This window comes from Pseudoalteromonas sp. US3C1013, assembly GCF_048401115.1.
Lineage (GTDB): Bacteria > Pseudomonadota > Gammaproteobacteria > Enterobacterales > Alteromonadaceae > Pseudoalteromonas > Pseudoalteromonas undina.
Genome location: NZ_CP183075.1, coordinates 3,173,619 through 3,192,086 on the forward strand (window position 1 = coordinate 3,173,619; position 18,468 = coordinate 3,192,086).

Here is an 18,468-nt window from a genome sequence, read left to right on the forward strand (position 1 = left end):
GCATTAAACTGCTGCTGAACCAGAACAAATCTCACTAATTTCTTGTGTGATTGCTGCTTGGCGAGCTTTGTTATATACAAGCTGTAACTCATCCATAAGGTCACCGGCATTATCAGTTGCAGCTTTCATTGCAACCATGCGGGCAGCCTGTTCAGAGGCAGCGTTTTCAACTACACCTTGGTATACTTGAGATTCAATGAAACGTACTAACAAAGACTCTAAAATAGCCTCTGGGTTTGGTTCATATAAGTAATCCCACGCATGTGTAGATACTTCTTCTTCAGCTTTTGGCAAAGGGAGTAACTGATCTACTATTGGCTCTTGCTTCATGGTATTAACAAAGTTGTTATATACCAGGAATAAACGGTCAATTTTACCTTCAGAGAATGCATCTAGCATTATTTTTACCGGACCAATTACGTCCTGTACTGAAGGCTTATCTCCAAGACCTGCTTTTTTAGCAAGCACTTGACCACCAAAACGTTGAAAGAAGCCAGCTGCTTTACTACCTAAAGTAGCAAAATCAGCATCTACGCCTTTCTCTTTCCACGCTTTAATGTCTAATGCAACTTTCTTAAACTCATTTGAGTTTAAGCCGCCACATAGACCACGGTCAGTAGAGATAACAATATAACCAACTCGTTTTACTTCACGCTCTTCTAAGAACGGGTGAGTAAAATCAAGATTTGCTTGAGCAACACGACCAATCACTTTACGTAATTTTTCAGCGTATGGACGGCTTGAAGCCACTCGTTCTTGCGCCTTTTTCATTTTAGACGCAGCAACCATTTCCATTGCGCTAGTGATCTTTTGAGTATTTTTAATACTGCCGATCTTGCTTTTAATCTCTTTTCCGCTGGCCATGACTCTCTCTCCGAATCAAGGTGTGCTTTAGGATATAAAGCACACCATTAATAACTAAATTACCAAGTTTGCGTAGACTTGCACTTCTCTAGAAGTTCTTTAAGCTGCGCTTCGATCTCGGCGTTGTAGTTACCAGTTTCATTGATTTGAGCCATAAGCTCTGCGTATGTGCTATTTGCGAAAGAAAGTAATGCCGCTTCGAAATCCATGATTTTAGAGATTTCGATGTCTTGCAAGTAACCTTTCTCAGCTGCGAATAACGACAAAGACATTTCAGCAACAGACATTGGCGCGTACTGTTTCTGCTTCATTAGCTCTGTTACACGCTCACCATGCTCAAGTTGAGCACGAGTAGCATCATCAAGGTCAGACGCGAACTGCGAGAACGCAGCTAATTCACGGTACTGAGCTAGGGCTAGACGAATACCGCCACCTAGTTTCTTAACGATTTTAGTTTGTGCAGCACCACCAACACGCGATACCGAGATACCAGCATTTACTGCCGGACGGATACCTGAGTTGAATAAGTCAGTTTCTAAGAAGATCTGACCATCGGTGATAGAGATAACGTTTGTCGGTACGAACGCAGAAACGTCGCCGCCTTGAGTTTCAATGATAGGCAATGCCGTCAATGAACCTGTTTTACCTTTCACTTCACCATTAGTGAACTTTTCTACGTAATCAGTGTTTACACGTGATGCACGCTCTAAAAGACGCGAGTGAAGGTAGAATACGTCACCTGGGTATGCTTCACGGCCTGGTGGACGCTTAAGTAGCAATGAGATTTGACGGTAAGCAACAGCTTGCTTAGATAAATCATCATATACGATTAATGCGTTTTCACCACGGTCACGGAAGTATTCACCCATAGTACAGCCCGAGAACGGTGCTAAGTACTGAAGTGCCGCAGATTCAGAAGCAGATGCTACAACTACGATAGTATTTGCAAGTGCACCGTGCTCTTCTAATTTACGTACTACGTTAGCAATAGTAGATGCTTTTTGACCAACCGCTACGTACACACACTTAACGCCTGTGTCTTTTTGGTTGATGATTGCATCGATTGCTAGTGCAGTTTTACCTGTTTGGCGGTCACCGATAACAAGCTCACGCTGACCACGACCAACTGGAATCATCGCATCGATAGATTTGTAACCAGTTTGTACTGGCTCATCTACTGATTGACGCTCGATTACACCTGGTGCAATTTTTTCTACAGGTTCAAAACCGTCGTTATCTAAAGCGCCTTTACCATCGATAGGAGCACCTAGCGTGTTTACAACACGACCAAGTAGACCCGCACCAACAGGAACTTCTAAGATACGACCAGTAGTGTATACTTTTACGCCTTCTGTAAGGTCAGCGTAAGGACCCATTACTACTGCACCAATTGAGTCACGCTCAAGGTTTAGTGCGATAGCATAACGGTTGCCAGGAAGCTCAATCATCTCACCTTGCATACAGTCAGCTAGACCGTGGATGCGAATGATACCGTCAGTAACAGATACAATTGTACCTTCGTTACGAGCTTCACTTACAACTTCGAACTTCTCAATACGTTGTTTGATCAGATCTGAAATTTCAGTGGAATTAAGTTGCATGCTCTTTTTCCCAATTACGATTGTAGTGTTGTGGCTAAGCGATTTAATTTACCGCGTAAAGAGCCGTCAATTACAGTGTCGCCAGCCTTAATAATAAGGCCGCCAACTACTGTAGCGTCTTCACTACAATTCAGCTTAACTTTGCGTGCGAAACGTTTTTCAAGTGCCGCTACCAATGATTCTTGCTGGGCTGCAGCAAGAGGAGTTGCCGAAATCACATCAATATCGATTTCTTTTTCATAGTCTGCTTTTAAAGCAGAAAATAAATGGGCAACTTCAGGTAGTGCAATCAAACGTCCATTTTCAGCCATCACCTTAACTAGGTTCTGACCTTGTTCGTTGAGCTGCTCACCACATAAGTTAATAAATAACTCAGCTTGTGCGGTAGCAGTAGGCAATCCAGCTAAAATGGTAGATGCCTGTTCATTGCTGGCAACGTGGCCAGCAAAGAACAACATGTCATTCCAGCTATCAATAGCGCCTTTTTCAACGGCAAGTTCAAAAGCCGCTTTAGCGTATGGGCGAGCGATAGTAGTCAATTCAGACATGCTCATACCCTCCTAATTACAGCTCAGCGACAAGTTTTTCAACGATGTCACTATGTGCGGCTTGATTGATTTCGCGCTCTAAAATTCTTTCTGCGCCAACCACTGCCAGAGTTGCTACTTGCTTACGTAGCTCTTCTGTCACACGGTTACGCTCTGATTCAATTTCAGAGTGCCCTTGAGCAATAATTTTTTCACGCTCTTGCTGACCACGAACAGTTTCTTCGTCAACAATTAGCACGGCACGCTTTTTAGCTTGATCAATGATATCAGCCGCTTGAGCCTTTGCATCTTTAAGCTGTTCTGCAGCTTTCTGTTGCGCTAGTTCTAAGTCTTTCTCGGCTCTATCAGAGGCAGCTAAACCATCTTCGATTTTCTTCTGGCGAGCTTCAATTGCACCGTTTAGTGGTGGCCATACGTATTTCATACAAAATAATACGAACACCGTAAACGCAATTAATTCACCGATAAGAGTGGCGTTTAAGTTCACAACCGCTCCTCCTTAAATAGTAAGCTGTTCAAAAAATAAAATTAAAGTACGAACAACAATACCATCGCGATACCAACACCAATCATTGCTACAGCATCGATTAGACCAGCAAGGATAAACATTTTAACTTGAAGCGATGGTGCTAGCTCAGGTTGACGTGCACATGCTTCAAGGAATTTACCGCCCATGTTACCAAAACCGATTGCTGTGCCGATTGCACCGAAACCGATAAGTAAAGCTACTGCGATGTATTTTAAGCCGTTTAATAATTCTAAAGCTTCCATTTATTTCTCCAAAGTTTCAATTGTATTAAAAGTAAAAGTAAAATTGTAAATATAGTAATTAGTGATTATCTGAACTTGCCATGCTTAGGTATACGATTGTAAGCATCATGAATACGAATGCCTGCAATACGATTACTAAGATATGGAATACAGCCCACACAAAGTGCAACGGTAGTTGCATTAAACCTACAGCACCTATAAGGATGAAGATTAACTCACCTGCATATAAGTTACCGAACAAACGCAGAGCCAGTGAAAACGGCTTAGAAACCAATGCGATAAGCTCTAGTAATAGGTTGAATGGAATTAAAAGAATCTGCATAGCTGTATTGTTTGAACTAAACGGGTGAAGTGTTAGTTCTTTAATAAAACCGCCGATACCTTTGATTTTAATAGAGTAACCAATCATTAGAATGAACACGCCAAGCGCAAGTGCAGCTGTCATGTTGATATCTGTAGTTGGTACGATTTTCATGTATACGTCGTGTGAATCCATACCGAATGCAGTTTCGCCAACAAAGCCAGCAAATGCAGGTAGGAAGTCAACTGGGATTAAATCCATTAAGTTCATTAAGAATATCCAAACGAATATTGTTAATGCTAATGGTGCAATTAGCTTACTTTTACCGTGGAAGGTATCGCGTACGTTGTCGCCAACGAACTCAACAACCATTTCAATGAAACATTGAAGTTTTCCAGGTACACCCAGAGTTGATTTTTTTGCGGCACTACGGAAGATCCATAAAAATATTAGACCTAGTCCGATAGACCATGCGAGGGTATCTATATGCCATGTCCAGAAGCCACTATCCGTACATGCTTTATTGAAGGCAAGACCAGCGTCGGTCGAGCACATCTTAGCATTGGTTAAGTGGTGCTGAATATGGCTAGATAGAGTAACTTCTTCTGCAGCCATGTTATATCCCAAAAGTTAATGTTTAAAAAAAACGGGTGTAAACAATCCTGTAAACAACACCAACACATAAGCACAAAAGAAAGGTAGCAGTACTACCGGATAAAGCTTTAGCATTAGTGCAAACAAAACGATTGTTAGCATAAATTTTAATCCGTTGCCGCGTTTTAACGAGGCATACGCTTGATTTGCTCGACTTGCACCCATATATCTGAATGCATAAAGCGCAAATACAAAGTTAGGAAGTACTGCGACTGCGCCACCAGCTAGAGCTGAAAGTGCGGCATTGGTTTCCCAACCTATAAAAATTATTAGTGCAGCTAAAAGGGCTACAAATCCCTGAAGGCAAATTAATTTTAATGCGGCAAGCCTATACGGGCTCGCTAACTTATTAGTCACTTTTAATTAACCTTTATGACGCTCTAATTGTCAGGGTATGAAAACTGGCGAAATTATACTTAATCCTGCCAGTTTTGCAACTTGAGTAGGTGCTTTGTAACACAAAATCGCTGTAAATGTCCCTTTTTAGACATCCAATGAATTAATGGTGGGAATAGTCTTGATTGATACGGTTTAAAATACCGTCTAACTCGTCAAGATTAGTGTAAGAAATAACCAACTTCCCTTTGCCTTTTTTGTTGTAATTTATTTCTACCTTTGCCCCTAGGTTATCAGCAAGCTGCTGCTCTAACTGTTTAACATCTGGGTCTTTTTCTATTACTTCTTTTGCTGGAGCTGGCTCTAAAATAGAGCGTACTAGTTTTTCTGTTTCGCGAACGGTCAATGCCTTTGCAACAGCTAAACGGGCTGCATCTGATTGCACTTCACCTTCAAGTGCTAACAGGCAACGTGCGTGGCCCATTTCAATGTCACCATGCTCTAACAAAATTTTTACATCGTTATTTAGATTATTTAAGCGTAATAAGTTAGTCACGGTCGTACGTGATTTACCAACGGCATCAGCCACTTGTTGATGCGTTAACTCAAACTCATTAAGCAACCGATTAAGTGCAATCGCTTCTTCCATAGCGTTTAAGTCTTCACGCTGAATATTTTCAATCAGAGCAATAGCAACGGCAGCTTCATCAGGTACGTCTTTAATAATACAGGGTACAAACTCAAGCTTAGCTATTTGCGCAGCACGCCAACGACGTTCACCAGCAATAATCTCGTAGCTGTTATGCGCAACAGGGCGCACAACGATAGGTTGAATAATTCCTTGTGAGCGTATCGAACTGGCGAGTTCTTCGAGTGCCTCTTCAGACATGTCTTTACGAGGTTGGTACTTACCTGAGTGTAAAAGCTCGATCGGTAGTTTTTGTAACTCACTGTTACTAGGCTGCGCTGCATTTTCAACTGCGCTGGTTACGTTAGCATTGTCCTGTTCCTTGCCTTCGCTTGGTGCAGGTTTAGATGAACTTAAAAGCGCATCGAGTCCTCGGCCTAAACCTCGTTTTTTAGCAGACATGTTATTTTTTTACCTCAAAGTTAGGCGACAACGGGAGTTGTTTTTTCTTTTCTGCGTAGCATTTCACCAGCGAGAGCTAAATAAGCTTTCGCGCCACTTGATGCTCGATCGTAGTACATTGCTGGGGCACCAAAACTTGGGGCTTCTGCAAGTCGAACATTACGTGGGATCACCGTACGGTATACTTTATCGCCAAAATGTTGTTTTAATTGTTCTGATACATCATTTGCTAGTCGATTACGCGGATCGTACATAGTACGAAGTATGCCTTCAATCTGTAAGTTAGGGTTAACTAACTTAGCAAGTTGCGTAATCGTGTCCATTAACGCTGTTAATCCTTCCAATGCATAATATTCACATTGCATAGGTACTAAAATAGAATCGGCAGCAGCCATGGCATTAACGGTTAACATATTTAAAGAAGGCGGGCAGTCTATAAAAATAAACTCATACTGATCTTGTATTTTTTCAAGCGCGTTACGCAAACGTACTTCTCGCGCAAATAATTCCATCAGCTTAACTTCTGCAGCGGTCACATCACCGTTTGCAGCAATCATATGATATTCGCCTGAGGTTTCTTTAATAATCACTTCATCAATAGGCTTATCTTCTATGAGCAAGTCATAGATAGTAGGGACGTCACCATATTTGTCGACGCCACTGCCCATGGTCGCATTGCCTTGCGGATCGAGATCTATTAACAGCACTTTACGCTTCGTTGCAGCCATAGATGCAGCGAGATTAACGGCAGTGGTAGTTTTACCTACTCCACCTTTTTGATTTGCTAATGCGATGACTTTTGCCACAGTGTCTCTGATCCCTAGTCTTTAGAAAGAATTATTAAATGTCGTTGTGCATCTAAATCCGGTACTTCTAATGCAATTTTTTGCTCAAACTTAACACCTGTAGGGAGTGAGTCTAATTCCTCACTTGGAAATACCCCTTTAAGTGCAATGAACTTACCTGAATGATCAATTAAGTGCGAGCACCAGTCAATCATATCTTGTAACGATGCAAATGCACGACTTAGTACGCCATCTAATTTAACACTTGGTTGATATTCTTCAACTCTTGACTGCACCGGGGTGACATTATCAAGACCAAGCTCATGTTTAACATGCATTAAAAAACGTACACGTTTACCTAAACTATCTAATAATACAAACTGCGTTTCAGGTAAGGCAATAGCTAACACTATGCCCGGTAAACCAGGACCTGTGCCAACATCAATATAATGATGACCGGTCAAGTGAGGAGCAACAACTAAGCTATCCATTATATGTTTAACCATCATTTCTTGAGGCAAACGTACCGAGGTTAAGTTATAGGCTTTATTCCACTTATCGAGTAATTCAACATAGCGGACAAGTTGTTGCTGTTGTTTTTGTGTTAGCGCAATATCAGTTTGCGCTAACAAAGTTGTTAATTGTTGCTGTAACACAATGTACCTTTACCGTTACGCAGTTTTGCGTAACAAGCCTTGCTTCTTCAGATACACTAATAATAGCGAAATCGCCGCTGGGGTGATACCAGAAATACGCGAAGCTTGGCCGATAGTGTCTGGACGAGCATCAATTAGCTTTGCAACTACTTCGTTTGATAAACCAGAGACGGTTTTATAATCAAACTCTTTTGGTAAGATTGTTTCTTCATGACGAAGCTGCTTATTGATCTCATCTTGTTGACGCGCGATATAACCTGCGTACTTTGTATGAATTTCAACCTGTTCTAGGGCGGCCTGATTAGTGAACTCAGATCCGAGTCCTTCGATCGCCATCAAGTCGTTATAACGCACTTCTGGACGACGCAGTAATTCTTCTAAGCTGGCTTCACGCACAAGTGGGGTTTTTAGTAATTCGTTTACTTTATTAACCATGGCATGATCTTTATGGATCCAGGTATCTTTAATACGCTGTTTCTCTTTAGCGATCACTTCCATTTTTTCGTTGAATGCTTGCCAACGTTCATCGTTAACTAAACCTAGTTCACGACCTTTTTCAGTTAAACGAATATCAGCGTTATCTTCACGAAGTAGCAAACGGTATTCAGCGCGGCTAGTAAACATACGGTACGGTTCTTTTGTACCCAGTGTTGCTAAGTCATCAATCAGTACGCCAACATAGGCTTCATCACGACGTGGTGTCCACGACTCTTTACCTTGTACTTGTAATGCTGCATTCATACCTGCGATCAGACCTTGCGCACCCGCTTCTTCGTAACCGGTAGTACCATTAATTTGACCAGCAAAAAATAAGCCATCAATAAACTTTGTTTCTAATGATTGTTTTAAATCGCGTGGATCAAAAAAGTCATATTCAATAGCATAGCCAGGACGACAAATATGTGCGTTCTCAAAGCCGGTGATCGATTGCACAATTTCTAACTGCACATCGAACGGTAAGCTAGTTGAAATACCGTTAGGGTATAACTCGTATGACGTTAAACCTTCTGGCTCTACAAATATCTGGTGTTTATCTTTATCAGCAAAACGGACAATTTTATCTTCAATGGACGGACAGTAACGTGGGCCTATTCCTTCGATAACACCTGAGTACATAGGTGAGCGATGTAAGTTTTTGCGAATAACATCATGTGTTTTTTCATTGGTGTAAGTGATGTAACACGGAATTTGTTGTGGATGGTCGCTTTGTTTACCCATAAATGAGAATACCGGTGTTGGTGCATCACCTGGTTGTTCTTGCATTTTACTAAAATCAACAGTCCGGGCATCAATACGCGGTGGCGTGCCGGTTTTTAAACGATCTACTCTAAATGGTAATTCACGTAAGCGATCAGCTAAGGCAATTGAAGGCGGATCGCCAGCTCGGCCACCTTTGAAATTTTCAAGGCCGATATGAATTTGACCGCCTAAGAATGTACCCACGGTTAGTACCACACTAGGTGCACTAAAACGTAAACCCATTTGTGTCACCACACCGGTTACACGATCATTTTCAACGATTAGATCATCACATGATTGCTGAAAAATCTTTAAGTTTTCTTGGTTTTGAAGTGTGTTTTGAATAGCCGCTTTGTACAAGGCACGATCCGCTTGTGCACGCGTCGCTCGTACAGCAGGGCCTTTAGAAGAATTCAGCGTGCGGAATTGGATCCCGCCTTTGTCAATAGCTTGCGCCATTGCGCCACCTAGGGCATCAATTTCTTTAACCAGATGGCCTTTGCCAATGCCACCAATTGCTGGGTTACAAGACATTTGACCAAGGGTATCCATATTGTGAGTCAGCAGCAGGGTATTCATCCCCATACGGGCAGCTGCCAATGCGGCTTCAGTGCCTGCATGTCCACCACCTACTACGATAACGTCAAAATTTTCGTGAAAAATCATTAATGGGATCCTACTTAAATCAAACCAGTAAACTTCAAAAGGGAGCGTATTCTACCTAGAAATTAGCAGAAGATAAATGATTAAACAGTGCTCAAGATCTAAGTAAGTGATCTCTAATAATATAAAGGATCTTTTAAAGAGATCTTTTAATACTATTACTACTACTGATCGGGTTTTCTGTTGATAAGCTTTAGATCATGATTAAAAACATATAATTAGATCGGATCTAAAGGTGTTAGTATGATCGGATCTTCAGGCAAATAAGCTCTGATCAAAACAGGCTGTTATACACAGGCCGATCAAGTCTCGATCTTATCCCATGGATAAGCATGGCTAAAAAAGCAGTTTAATCAGTGTTTATCCACAAAACTTATTAAATTATTAGCAAATTGTGGGTAACTTTATTTATAACTTTTCGCTTGATCTTTCTATTTTAAACCTGTCTGTGCTATCCATGAGTCTAACCAAGCTAAGGCCGTATCTTCGGGCAGTGCTTCATCAAGAATATTAAGCTCTAAACGTTGTGCTACTTTTACAGCGCCTTTTTGGCTTAAAAGAGTATCTACATTACGCCCTGCAAGGTTATAAGTGTCGTAACTAGTATCGCCAAGTGCAATAACCGAATACTTTAAATGTGAAAGATCATCCACTTGAGATACTTGTTCGATAAAACCAATCAGGTTGTCAGGGTAATCACCCGCACCGTAGGTTGATGTACAAACTAACCAAATAGTATTTTGTTGATCTATTTCATTAAATTCAGGTTGATCATGTAGTTGGCTATTAATCCCTTGGTTGTTAAGTGCATCATTTAACTGCTCTGCAACGTACTCGGCGGATCCCATTTGACTACCAACGATAATATTTACTGAACTCATGAATATGGCTGATCACTATTAGTTTTAATTGCTGCCTATGATAGCTCAGTGAGTATAACAGTAAAGTTAAGAGTGTTATTTTGTATAACTATTTTTGTGGTAATTTAAGCCTTGGTATTAACTGCTTGCTTAACTTATTGATTATTAATGATTTAACAAAATATCTTTAAATGTAATCTTCTGATCAAGTTGTTGATAAGGTTGGGGAAAGCTCTGCTTAACTAAAAACCAATATTATTAATAATTTGCTAAGTTATTGATTTTATATTGAGTGTTAACCACCAGCTAGTACAAATTTATAGATAAAGGCGTGTTGATCTTAGTGTGGATACAAAGCATGTTGATAACTTAAAGTTGGGATCGAAAATAATTTTAAAAAATGATCTATTTATGCAGATCAGACTAAAAATCCATTTTTATTTTCTAAAAATCGCTATTTAGCTTATTTAAACACAGCATATTTTTACTTTTTATCGCTTTTAACTCATTTTCAAGGCAATAAAACCCCAATTGTGGATAACTGATCTGCAAAAAAATAATTTTCATCAATTTAAACTAAGAAATTAACTATATTTTGCTGGTGGAGTGGGCGATCAAACTTACTTTTTAGGTACGTTTTATTTTTATGGTTTGATAATTACCTATGCCCCAGCTTGAAAAGCTAATGTAATAGGTTCTCTTTTAAGGCGGAATAAGCTTAATTTTTTACTATTAATGTAGGTAGTTTATCTGTTGTTTGGTGTGATTATAGGTTTAGCTCATCTGCCTTAAACACATTTTTAAACATGAATGGAGGCTAATATTGGTGCAATTTAGCTATATTTTTTAGTCTGTTTGGTTTTTAAAGTGAGTTATTAAAATACATTTTGGCGAGTCGATATTAAAAATAGTAGGACATTAAAAAGGGCACCTAGGTGCCCTTAATGATTAAATTATTAGTTCAACTATTTACCGATACAGAACGAGCTGAAAATTTTGCCAAGCAAATCATCAGAAGTAAATTCACCAGTTATTTCGTTAAGATACTGCTGTGTTAAACGCAGTTCTTCAGCGAGGATTTCACCGGCCACGTGCATCTCTAATTGTGTTTTACCGGTATCTAAGTGATAGGCTGCGTGTTCCAGTGCATCTAAGTGACGACGGCGTGCCATAAACCCGCCCTCTGTGGCACCATCAAAACCAATGCAGGCTTTTAAGTGCTCACGCACTAGTTCTATACCGTCAGCATTTTTAGCGCTTAAACTGATGACCGGATATTGTTGCTCTTGATCCATACCAACCGTATCACCAGATAAATCGGCTTTATTCCTGATCACGGTTACGCCCATACCTTGGGGTAATTTAGCCATAAATTCAGGCCAAATAGCATGTGGATCGGTATCAGTTGTATCGGTACCATCAAGCATAAATAATACCCGATCGGCTTGGTTTATTTCATCCCAGGCACGTTCAATACCTATTTGCTCAACTTTATCTGGGCTTTCTCGTAAGCCTGCGGTGTCGATTATATGCAGTGGCATACCATCTATATGTATATGCTCACGTAATACGTCACGAGTGGTGCCAGCTATTTCAGTTACGATGGCCGCTTCTCGCCCTGCTAATGCATTAAGTAAGCTTGATTTACCTGCATTAGGACGACCTGCAATAACGACACGCATACCTTCGCGCATTATGCTACCTTGTTTGGCTTGATTGGTTACGGCATTAAGCTGCTCAATAATGGCATTCAAATCACCGCCGACTTTTCCGTCTGATAAAAAATCGATTTCTTCATCAGGAAAATCAATAGCCGCTTCTACATACATACGTAAGTGAATGACTTTTTCTACTAAGGTTTCTATGTGCTTAGAGAATTGGCCTTGAAGTGACTGTAGGGCGCTTTTAGCCGCTTGCTCACTGGTTGCATTAATTAAATCTGCAATAGCTTCAGCTTGAGTTAAATCAAGCTTGTCGTTCATGAACGCACGCTCAGAGAATTCACCAGGCTTTGCTAAACGTACACCGTCTATTTTACTTATTTCTTTAAGTAGCATATCAAGGACAACAGGGCCACCATGGCCTTGAAGTTCGAGTACGTCTTCACCGGTAAATGAGTGTGGGCCGGCAAAGTAAATTGCAATACCTTGGTCAAGCTGATCCCCTGCAAGGTTATTAAAAGGCACGTAGTCGGCAAAGCGAACTTTAGGGACTTTGCCAATTATTTTTTCAGCAACCTGTTTGGCTAGGTTTCCTGAAACGCGAATAATACCAACACCGCCTCGGCCTGGGGCAGTGGCTTGTGCTGCAATTGTATCGTGATTTATCATGCGGTTTATTTGCCAACTTAAATAACGTAATGGCGGTATTGTAACCTATCAAATAGGCACTCGCGAATGCTGTTATAAAAAATTGGCAATAAAAAAGGCGACCTAAGTCGCCTTTATATAAGTAGGGAGGATTAATCGCCCCTTACTTTAATACCTTTCTTTTCCATGCCACGGTAGATGATTAACATCTGGACAATAGAGATAAGGTTAGACACTAACCAGTAAAGTACTAAACCAGATGGGAACCATAAGAAGAACACAGAGAAGATAACCGGCATAAAGGTCATCATTTTTTGCTGCATTGGATCGGTAACCGTCATAGGTTGTAGTTTTTGCGTTATAAACATACTCGCACCAAATAAGATTGGTAATACGTAGTATGGGTCTTTCGCAGAAAGGTCAGTTAGCCAAAGTACAAATTCAGCGTGACGAAGTTCTGTAGACTCTAAGAATACATAGAACAAGGCTAAGAAGATTGGCATTTGCAGTAAAATTGGGAAACAGCCACCCATAGGGTTTACTTTTTCTTTACGGTACATTTCCATCGTCGCTTGGCCGAATTTTTGACGATCATCGCCATACTTTTCTTTTAGCGCCTTCATCTTAGGCTGTAATGCACGCATTTTAGCCATTGAGGTGTACTGTGCTTTAGTCAGTGGGTACATTAATGATTTAACAATAATAGTGATGGCAATAATTGCTACACCCCAGTTACCTAAAATACTGTGTAACCATTTTAATAGCACAAATAAAGGTTGAGAAATAAACCATAACCAACCGTAATCAACGGTTAAGTCTAAGTCAGTGTGAATCGCTTCAAGTTTATCTGACTCTTTAGGGCCCATGTAATAAGTCGCAGTAAGTACTTGCTCACTACCAGCTTGAACATTTACCGCTTCGTCTTTAACACCAATAATAGCCGCGTTACTTTTAGTGATTAAACTATAAAGTGTATTTGCTTGATCTTGCATTGGTACCCAAGCACTTACAAAGTAATGCTGTATAAAGGCAACATAACCACCTTGGGTGTTTATGTTTAGGTTTTTATCGGCCATATCTGAAAAACTATACTTTTCGTATGGTTCTTCATCAGTACCGTATGCAGCCCCTAAATAGTTTTGATCAACCATGCTGCCTTTTTCTTGTACGGTACGCTTTATTTGTGTGTAAAGCTGAACTTGTACTGGCGAGCTAGTGGTGTTGTTAACTTTATATTCTAAGCCAACATCATATTGACCCTTTTTGAATACATAGGTTTTAGTGAAACTTACACCGTTACTATCAGTAAACTGAAGAGGAACACGAAGTTCATCACCCGTTAAAGTATAAGAAGTTTGTTCTGATTGGTAAGTAGGACGACCATTTGCTGATGCATCTGGGCCATTTAAACCAATTAAACCACTTTGTGAAAAGTATTGTTTACCATCAAACTCACCAAGTAGCATGTAAGGAACATCACTGCCTTTGGTTTCTTTATAATCAATTAAGTCTGTTTCAACAATGTCACCACCTTTGGTGTCAATTTTTACTTTAAACACGTCTGTTGTAATATTTATAACAGCGCGTTTAGCTAAAGTTGTTGAAGCAGGTAAACCTGAGTCTGATGAAGCTGGAACATAATCATCTGATTCTGGTGAATTTGCTTTTAGTGTTTGTGTAGTGGCACTAGGATCGGCTTTTGGCGTGTTGTAGTCATTATTCCACTCTTGAAATAATAAAAACGACACTAGCATTAGGCCGATGAATAAAAACGTGCGTTGCGATTCCATAACAGCTCTTATTTCTCGTGTTGGTGGTTAATACGGGTTAATTTTTCAGGAACGGGGTCGTCTCCACCTGAATGTAAAGGATGGCATTTTAATATGCGTTTAACAGCTAACCAACTCCCTTTTACCGATCCATGCAAATTAATTGCTTGAATAGCGTAACTAGAGCATGTTGGATTAAAACGACAATGCGGACCTAATAGCGGGCTAATCCACTTTTGATAACCGCGGATAAATAAAACTAAACAACGTGTTGGTAAAGCAGCAAGTGGTTTAAGTAACCTCATGTTGTACATGCCCCTACGTTATGTTTAGTGAATAGATACCATGTATTTAAAGACTCACTATGAGATTTTAAACGCATGATTAAAAGGTGAGCTAAAGATACCTTAATTAACCCTGTAATTCTATTGCTATTGGGTTTGTTTAGTCGATTTAGCTGATTTGTTTGGGCGTTTTTTAAATGGTGGCGGTTTAGGGGCACCAGGTTTGCAGCGTTCATTAATCTTACGCCACAGCTTTGTAAGTTGTTTGGTTAATTCTTCATTAGACTGTTCATCAATGCCACTTTTAACCATCAACACAATATCAATATTATCGAGTGTGTGTTGATTTAAACGAAAACTTTCGCGAGCAAGACGTTTAATTCGGTTTCGTTGACATGCCTTTTTTACACGTTTTTTAGCAACAGTAAGGCCTAACCTAGGTTTTGACTGGTCACTTGGTTTTGCTAATAAGGTAAAGAAAGGAGTTGCAGCCCGAGCGGGTTCGTTAAATATGCGAGAGTAATGCGAGGGAGTTAACAGACGTAACTCCCTGCCAAAGCTAAAGTCTTCCACTTATAAATTAAGCAGAAAGAACTTTGCGGCCTTTAGCACGGCGACGAGCTAATACTTTACGGCCATTTACAGTTGCCATACGAGCACGGAAACCGTGTGTACGTTTGCGTTTTAAAACGCTAGGTTGAAAAGTTCTTTTCATAACAATCTCATCCGATCGGTTAAAGTTAAAACATCCTATGCAGGTCGCGATCCTGGCACAGGTGCCATTGCGAGCGCGAGATATTATAGATGAAGTGACGAAAAGTCAATCATAATAGAGTGCGTAAAGCATGTTTATTTATGATCAATTTTCATGATCCGATAGGATCATCATAAATAAGAAGTTTTCCACAGCCCCTGTATAAAAAGTGAATAAAAGCATGGGAAAAGTAAATTAGATCGTAAATTGTGGTCGCGATCTGCTGCCAGTTTTGTTATGATCTCTAATCAAGCTTTAAAATAAAAAGCTATTTAAATCAGTCTGTTATTATATTTATACATCGATATCAACAATTTTACAAAAATCAATCTTTTACTTGTGGATAAAGTGCATTCATAATAGTCGGTCTTGGGCTGCTTATTGAGCCATTTAAACGCAATACAGGTGTGATTTTTGAATCATTATTGATGTGCGGGAATAAAAATTATATCTCTGGGAGTTTTACTGTGTATCTGTCGGTTTGGCAAAGTTGTTTATATGTATTGCAAGATGAATTGCCTTCGCAGCAATTCAGTATGTGGGTCAGACCACTTCAAGCAGAAAGTACCGAAGATACCTTGACGATTTATGCGCCTAATCGTTTCGTACTTGATTGGGTGAGAGAGAAGTACTTAAATAGAATAAATGAATTATTGGTAGAAATTTGTGGTGTAGAAGCACCCGAGTTACGCTTTGATGTAGGTAGTAAGCCGCTATTAAATGCACAAGCTGCACCGGTGGTTGAAACACAATCAGCCCCAAGCACGCAATCAACGGCAAAACAACCACCTCGAGAACAAAAACCGGTTGTAGAACCAGCTCCTAAATCTGGTTATAAATCAAACATTAAAGAAAACTATACCTTTGATAGCTTTGTTGAGGGTAAATCTAACCAATTAGCAAAAGCGGCTGCCACTCAGGTAGCAGACAACCCTGGCTCTGCATTTAACCCTGTATTTATTTACGGTGGTACAGGCTTAGGTAAGACGCATTTATTACATGCGGTAGGCAACGGTATTATGGCCAATAAGCCCGATGCTAAAATTGTTTACATGCATTCAGAACGTTTCGTTCAAGACATGGTTAAAGCACTGCAAAATAATGCGATTGAAGAGTTTAAGCGTTATTACCGTAGTGTTGATGCATTAATGATTGATGACATTCAATTTTTTGCTAATAAAGAACGTTCTCAAGAAGAATTCTTTCATACCTTTAATGCATTATTAGAAGGTAACCAACAAATTATTTTAACCTCTGACCGTTACCCTAAAGAGATTGAAGGGGTTGAAGATCGCCTTAAATCTCGTTTTGGTTGGGGATTAACCATCGCGATTGAGCCGCCAGAGCTTGAAACACGCGTTGCTATTTTGATGAAAAAAGCCCAGCAAAGTAAAATTAACTTACCGCATGAAGTGGCATTTTTTATTGCGAAAAAATTACGTTCAAACGTACGTGAACTTGAAGGGGCATTAAACCGTGTAATTGCTAACGCAAACTTTACCGGCCGCCCAATATCTATCGACTTTGTAAAAGAAGCACTGCGTGATTTATTAGCGCTGCAAGACAAACTAGTCACCATCGACAACATTCAACGTACGGTTGCTGAATACTATAGAATACGTGTATCTGATTTACTGTCTAAGCGCCGTAGCCGCTCTATAGCAAGGCCTCGCCAAGTAGCCATGGCATTATCTAAAGAACTCACTAATCACAGCTTACCTGAGATTGGGGATGCTTTTGGTGGGCGTGACCATACAACAGTACTGCACGCGTGTCGCAAAGTTAAATCATTACGTGACGAAAGCCACGAGATTAAAGAAGATTACCAAAACTTAATAAGAACATTGTCATCTTAGGGCTGACTTTATTATGCAAATAACAATATCAAGAGAACAATTTTTAAAACCATTGGTACAAGTATCGGGTGCCATTGAGCGCAAGCATACGTTACCTATTTTATCTAACGTATTGCTCGTGGTAGAAAATGGCCAGCTTTCAATGACAGGGACAGACCTTGAAATTGAGTTAGTGGCGAGTGTATTTGTAGGTGACGATGTTGCCGATACTAAACTCACATTACCGGCTAAAAAATTACTCGATATTTGTAAAAGTTTACCGGATGGTTCTGATCTTACTTTAAGCTTGCAAGACCATCAGTTACTTTTAACCAGTGGGAAAAGTCGTTTTTCATTGACCACTTTAGCTGCTGAAGATTTTCCTAATTTAGAGCAGTGGGATGGTGAAGTTGAGTTTCAACTAACGCGTTTAGAATTACGTAAATTACTTGAAAGCACACACTTCTCAATGGCAAACCAAGATGTGCGTTATTACTTAAACGGCATGTCGTTTGAAGTTGATAACAGCGACATAAAAACAGTTGCCACTGATGGGCATCGTTTAGCTATTGCACAAAAACAACTAGGTCAGTCGTTAAATACACAGCGCCAATTAATTATACCGCGCAAAGGCGTACAAGAAATTATGCGTCTAATGGTTGCTGATCAAGAGCTGGTAACTATTCAGTTTGGTGCCAACCACATTCGTATTATTGATATTGAATTTACCTTTACGAGTAAATTAGTTGATGGTCGATTCCCTGATTACCGTCGTGTTTTACCGCGCGGTGGCGATAAGGTAATTACCGCGAATCGTGAATGGCTTCGTAATGCTTTTCAGCGTGTGTCGATTTTATCGAACGAAAAGTTTCGTGGTGTACGCTTAAATTTATCAAACGGTTTATTAAAAATTACAGCCAACAACCCAGAGCAAGAGCAAGCTGAAGAAGTGGTTGAAGTAATGTACGAGGGTGATGACCTAGAAATAGGCTTTAATGTCTCTTATGTATTAGATGTATTAAATACATTAAAAACCGAAGATGTATTATTTACCCTTGCCGATTCAAACAGTAGTGCACTTATAGAAGGTGCCGGCGATGAAGAAGCTATGTACGTTGTTATGCCAATGCGTTTATAAGATTATAAATA

19 protein-coding genes are annotated in these 18,468 nt (G+C 40.0%); 2 read left to right on the plus strand and 17 right to left on the minus strand.

Features of this window, described 5'->3' with window-relative positions:
* Positions 1-3: 3 nt before the first annotated feature.
* From atpG to rpmH, 17 genes are all read right to left on the minus strand, one after another.
* Complete coding sequence (gene atpG / locus ACNSN2_RS14800) at positions 4-864, minus strand: F0F1 ATP synthase subunit gamma (RefSeq protein ID WP_008112136.1); 861 nt, start codon at positions 862-864, stop codon at positions 4-6.
* 59 nt (positions 865-923) lie between these two features.
* Positions 924-2,465 (minus strand): F0F1 ATP synthase subunit alpha, encoded by a 1,542-nt coding sequence (gene atpA / locus ACNSN2_RS14805; protein ID WP_008112134.1) that lies wholly within the window; start codon positions 2,463-2,465, stop codon positions 924-926.
* Between the two features lie 14 nt (positions 2,466-2,479).
* Complete coding sequence (gene atpH, locus ACNSN2_RS14810; RefSeq protein ID WP_087533920.1) at positions 2,480-3,013, minus strand: F0F1 ATP synthase subunit delta; 534 nt, start codon at positions 3,011-3,013, stop codon at positions 2,480-2,482.
* A 16-nt stretch (positions 3,014-3,029) separates the two neighbouring features.
* The gene (gene atpF, locus ACNSN2_RS14815; protein WP_008112130.1) at positions 3,030-3,500 is read right to left on the minus strand and encodes a F0F1 ATP synthase subunit B; all 471 of its coding nucleotides are present in this window, start codon (positions 3,498-3,500) and stop codon (positions 3,030-3,032) included.
* 41 nt (positions 3,501-3,541) lie between these two features.
* Positions 3,542-3,784, minus strand: coding sequence for a F0F1 ATP synthase subunit C (gene atpE / locus ACNSN2_RS14820; protein ID WP_008112128.1), 243 nt, complete (start codon positions 3,782-3,784; stop codon positions 3,542-3,544).
* 58 nt (positions 3,785-3,842) lie between these two features.
* The gene (gene atpB, locus ACNSN2_RS14825) at positions 3,843-4,700 is read right to left on the minus strand and encodes a F0F1 ATP synthase subunit A (protein ID WP_008112123.1); all 858 of its coding nucleotides are present in this window, start codon (positions 4,698-4,700) and stop codon (positions 3,843-3,845) included.
* Positions 4,701-4,715: 15 nt separating this feature from the next.
* Positions 4,716-5,096, minus strand: coding sequence for an ATP synthase subunit I (locus tag ACNSN2_RS14830; protein WP_008112121.1), 381 nt, complete (start codon positions 5,094-5,096; stop codon positions 4,716-4,718).
* Between the two features lie 142 nt (positions 5,097-5,238).
* The gene (locus ACNSN2_RS14835) at positions 5,239-6,165 is read right to left on the minus strand and encodes a ParB/RepB/Spo0J family partition protein (RefSeq protein ID WP_008112119.1); all 927 of its coding nucleotides are present in this window, start codon (positions 6,163-6,165) and stop codon (positions 5,239-5,241) included.
* Positions 6,166-6,185: 20 nt separating this feature from the next.
* Entirely contained in the window at positions 6,186-6,971 is a 786-nt protein-coding gene (locus tag ACNSN2_RS14840; protein WP_008112117.1) for a ParA family protein, read from the minus strand.
* A gap of 14 nt (positions 6,972-6,985) precedes the next feature.
* Positions 6,986-7,606, minus strand: coding sequence for a 16S rRNA (guanine(527)-N(7))-methyltransferase RsmG (gene rsmG, locus ACNSN2_RS14845; RefSeq protein WP_008112113.1), 621 nt, complete (start codon positions 7,604-7,606; stop codon positions 6,986-6,988).
* A 15-nt stretch (positions 7,607-7,621) separates the two neighbouring features.
* Positions 7,622-9,511 (minus strand): tRNA uridine-5-carboxymethylaminomethyl(34) synthesis enzyme MnmG, encoded by a 1,890-nt coding sequence (gene mnmG / locus ACNSN2_RS14850; protein ID WP_008112111.1) that lies wholly within the window; start codon positions 9,509-9,511, stop codon positions 7,622-7,624.
* 428 nt (positions 9,512-9,939) lie between these two features.
* Entirely contained in the window at positions 9,940-10,389 is a 450-nt protein-coding gene (mioC, locus tag ACNSN2_RS14855; protein ID WP_008112109.1) for an FMN-binding protein MioC, read from the minus strand.
* A gap of 944 nt (positions 10,390-11,333) precedes the next feature.
* A complete protein-coding gene (mnmE, locus tag ACNSN2_RS14860; protein ID WP_418607939.1) occupies positions 11,334-12,698 on the minus strand; it encodes a tRNA uridine-5-carboxymethylaminomethyl(34) synthesis GTPase MnmE in 1,365 nt (454 codons plus the stop codon).
* A 131-nt stretch (positions 12,699-12,829) separates the two neighbouring features.
* A complete protein-coding gene (gene yidC / locus ACNSN2_RS14865) occupies positions 12,830-14,467 on the minus strand; it encodes a membrane protein insertase YidC (RefSeq protein WP_010392703.1) in 1,638 nt (545 codons plus the stop codon).
* Between the two features lie 8 nt (positions 14,468-14,475).
* The gene (yidD, locus tag ACNSN2_RS14870; RefSeq protein WP_024601490.1) at positions 14,476-14,751 is read right to left on the minus strand and encodes a membrane protein insertion efficiency factor YidD; all 276 of its coding nucleotides are present in this window, start codon (positions 14,749-14,751) and stop codon (positions 14,476-14,478) included.
* 126 nt (positions 14,752-14,877) lie between these two features.
* On the minus strand, positions 14,878-15,303 hold the full coding sequence (gene rnpA / locus ACNSN2_RS14875; RefSeq protein WP_008467046.1) for a ribonuclease P protein component: 426 nt from the start codon (positions 15,301-15,303) through the stop codon (positions 14,878-14,880).
* Positions 15,304-15,310: 7 nt separating this feature from the next.
* Entirely contained in the window at positions 15,311-15,445 is a 135-nt protein-coding gene (rpmH, locus tag ACNSN2_RS14880; protein WP_008112968.1) for a 50S ribosomal protein L34, read from the minus strand.
* A 506-nt stretch (positions 15,446-15,951) separates the two neighbouring features.
* Here rpmH and dnaA point away from each other — a divergent pair.
* Both dnaA and dnaN read left to right on the plus strand, forming a co-directional pair.
* Positions 15,952-17,340 carry a chromosomal replication initiator protein DnaA gene (gene dnaA / locus ACNSN2_RS14885; RefSeq protein WP_010392708.1) on the plus strand — a complete coding sequence of 463 codons (1,389 nt, stop codon included), beginning with the start codon at positions 15,952-15,954 and terminating at the stop codon, positions 17,338-17,340.
* A 13-nt stretch (positions 17,341-17,353) separates the two neighbouring features.
* The gene (dnaN, locus tag ACNSN2_RS14890; protein ID WP_008112965.1) at positions 17,354-18,457 is read left to right on the plus strand and encodes a DNA polymerase III subunit beta; all 1,104 of its coding nucleotides are present in this window, start codon (positions 17,354-17,356) and stop codon (positions 18,455-18,457) included.
* Positions 18,458-18,468: the final 11 nt, after the last annotated feature.

What these genes read in the sequence shown, in the direction of transcription:
- mioC (WP_008112109.1), bottom strand. Translation starts at nt 10,389, where the DNA reads ATGAGTTCAGTAAATATTATCGTTGGTAGTCAAATGGGATCCGCCGAG.
- rpmH (WP_008112968.1), bottom strand. Translation starts at nt 15,445, where the DNA reads ATGAAAAGAACTTTTCAACCTAGCGTTTTAAAACGCAAACGTACACAC.
- dnaN (WP_008112965.1), top strand. Translation starts at nt 17,354, where the DNA reads ATGCAAATAACAATATCAAGAGAACAATTTTTAAAACCATTGGTACAA.
- atpH (WP_087533920.1), bottom strand. Translation starts at nt 3,013, where the DNA reads ATGTCTGAATTGACTACTATCGCTCGCCCATACGCTAAAGCGGCTTTT.
- ACNSN2_RS14835 (WP_008112119.1), bottom strand. Translation starts at nt 6,165, where the DNA reads ATGTCTGCTAAAAAACGAGGTTTAGGCCGAGGACTCGATGCGCTTTTA.
- mnmG (WP_008112111.1), bottom strand. Translation starts at nt 9,511, where the DNA reads ATGATTTTTCACGAAAATTTTGACGTTATCGTAGTAGGTGGTGGACAT.
- mnmE (WP_418607939.1), bottom strand. Translation starts at nt 12,698, where the DNA reads ATGATAAATCACGATACAATTGCAGCACAAGCCACTGCCCCAGGCCGA.
- atpA (WP_008112134.1), bottom strand. Translation starts at nt 2,465, where the DNA reads ATGCAACTTAATTCCACTGAAATTTCAGATCTGATCAAACAACGTATT.
- yidD (WP_024601490.1), bottom strand. Translation starts at nt 14,751, where the DNA reads ATGAGGTTACTTAAACCACTTGCTGCTTTACCAACACGTTGTTTAGTT.
- atpG (WP_008112136.1), bottom strand. Translation starts at nt 864, where the DNA reads ATGGCCAGCGGAAAAGAGATTAAAAGCAAGATCGGCAGTATTAAAAAT.
- yidC (WP_010392703.1), bottom strand. Translation starts at nt 14,467, where the DNA reads ATGGAATCGCAACGCACGTTTTTATTCATCGGCCTAATGCTAGTGTCG.
- atpE (WP_008112128.1), bottom strand. Translation starts at nt 3,784, where the DNA reads ATGGAAGCTTTAGAATTATTAAACGGCTTAAAATACATCGCAGTAGCT.
- atpB (WP_008112123.1), bottom strand. Translation starts at nt 4,700, where the DNA reads ATGGCTGCAGAAGAAGTTACTCTATCTAGCCATATTCAGCACCACTTA.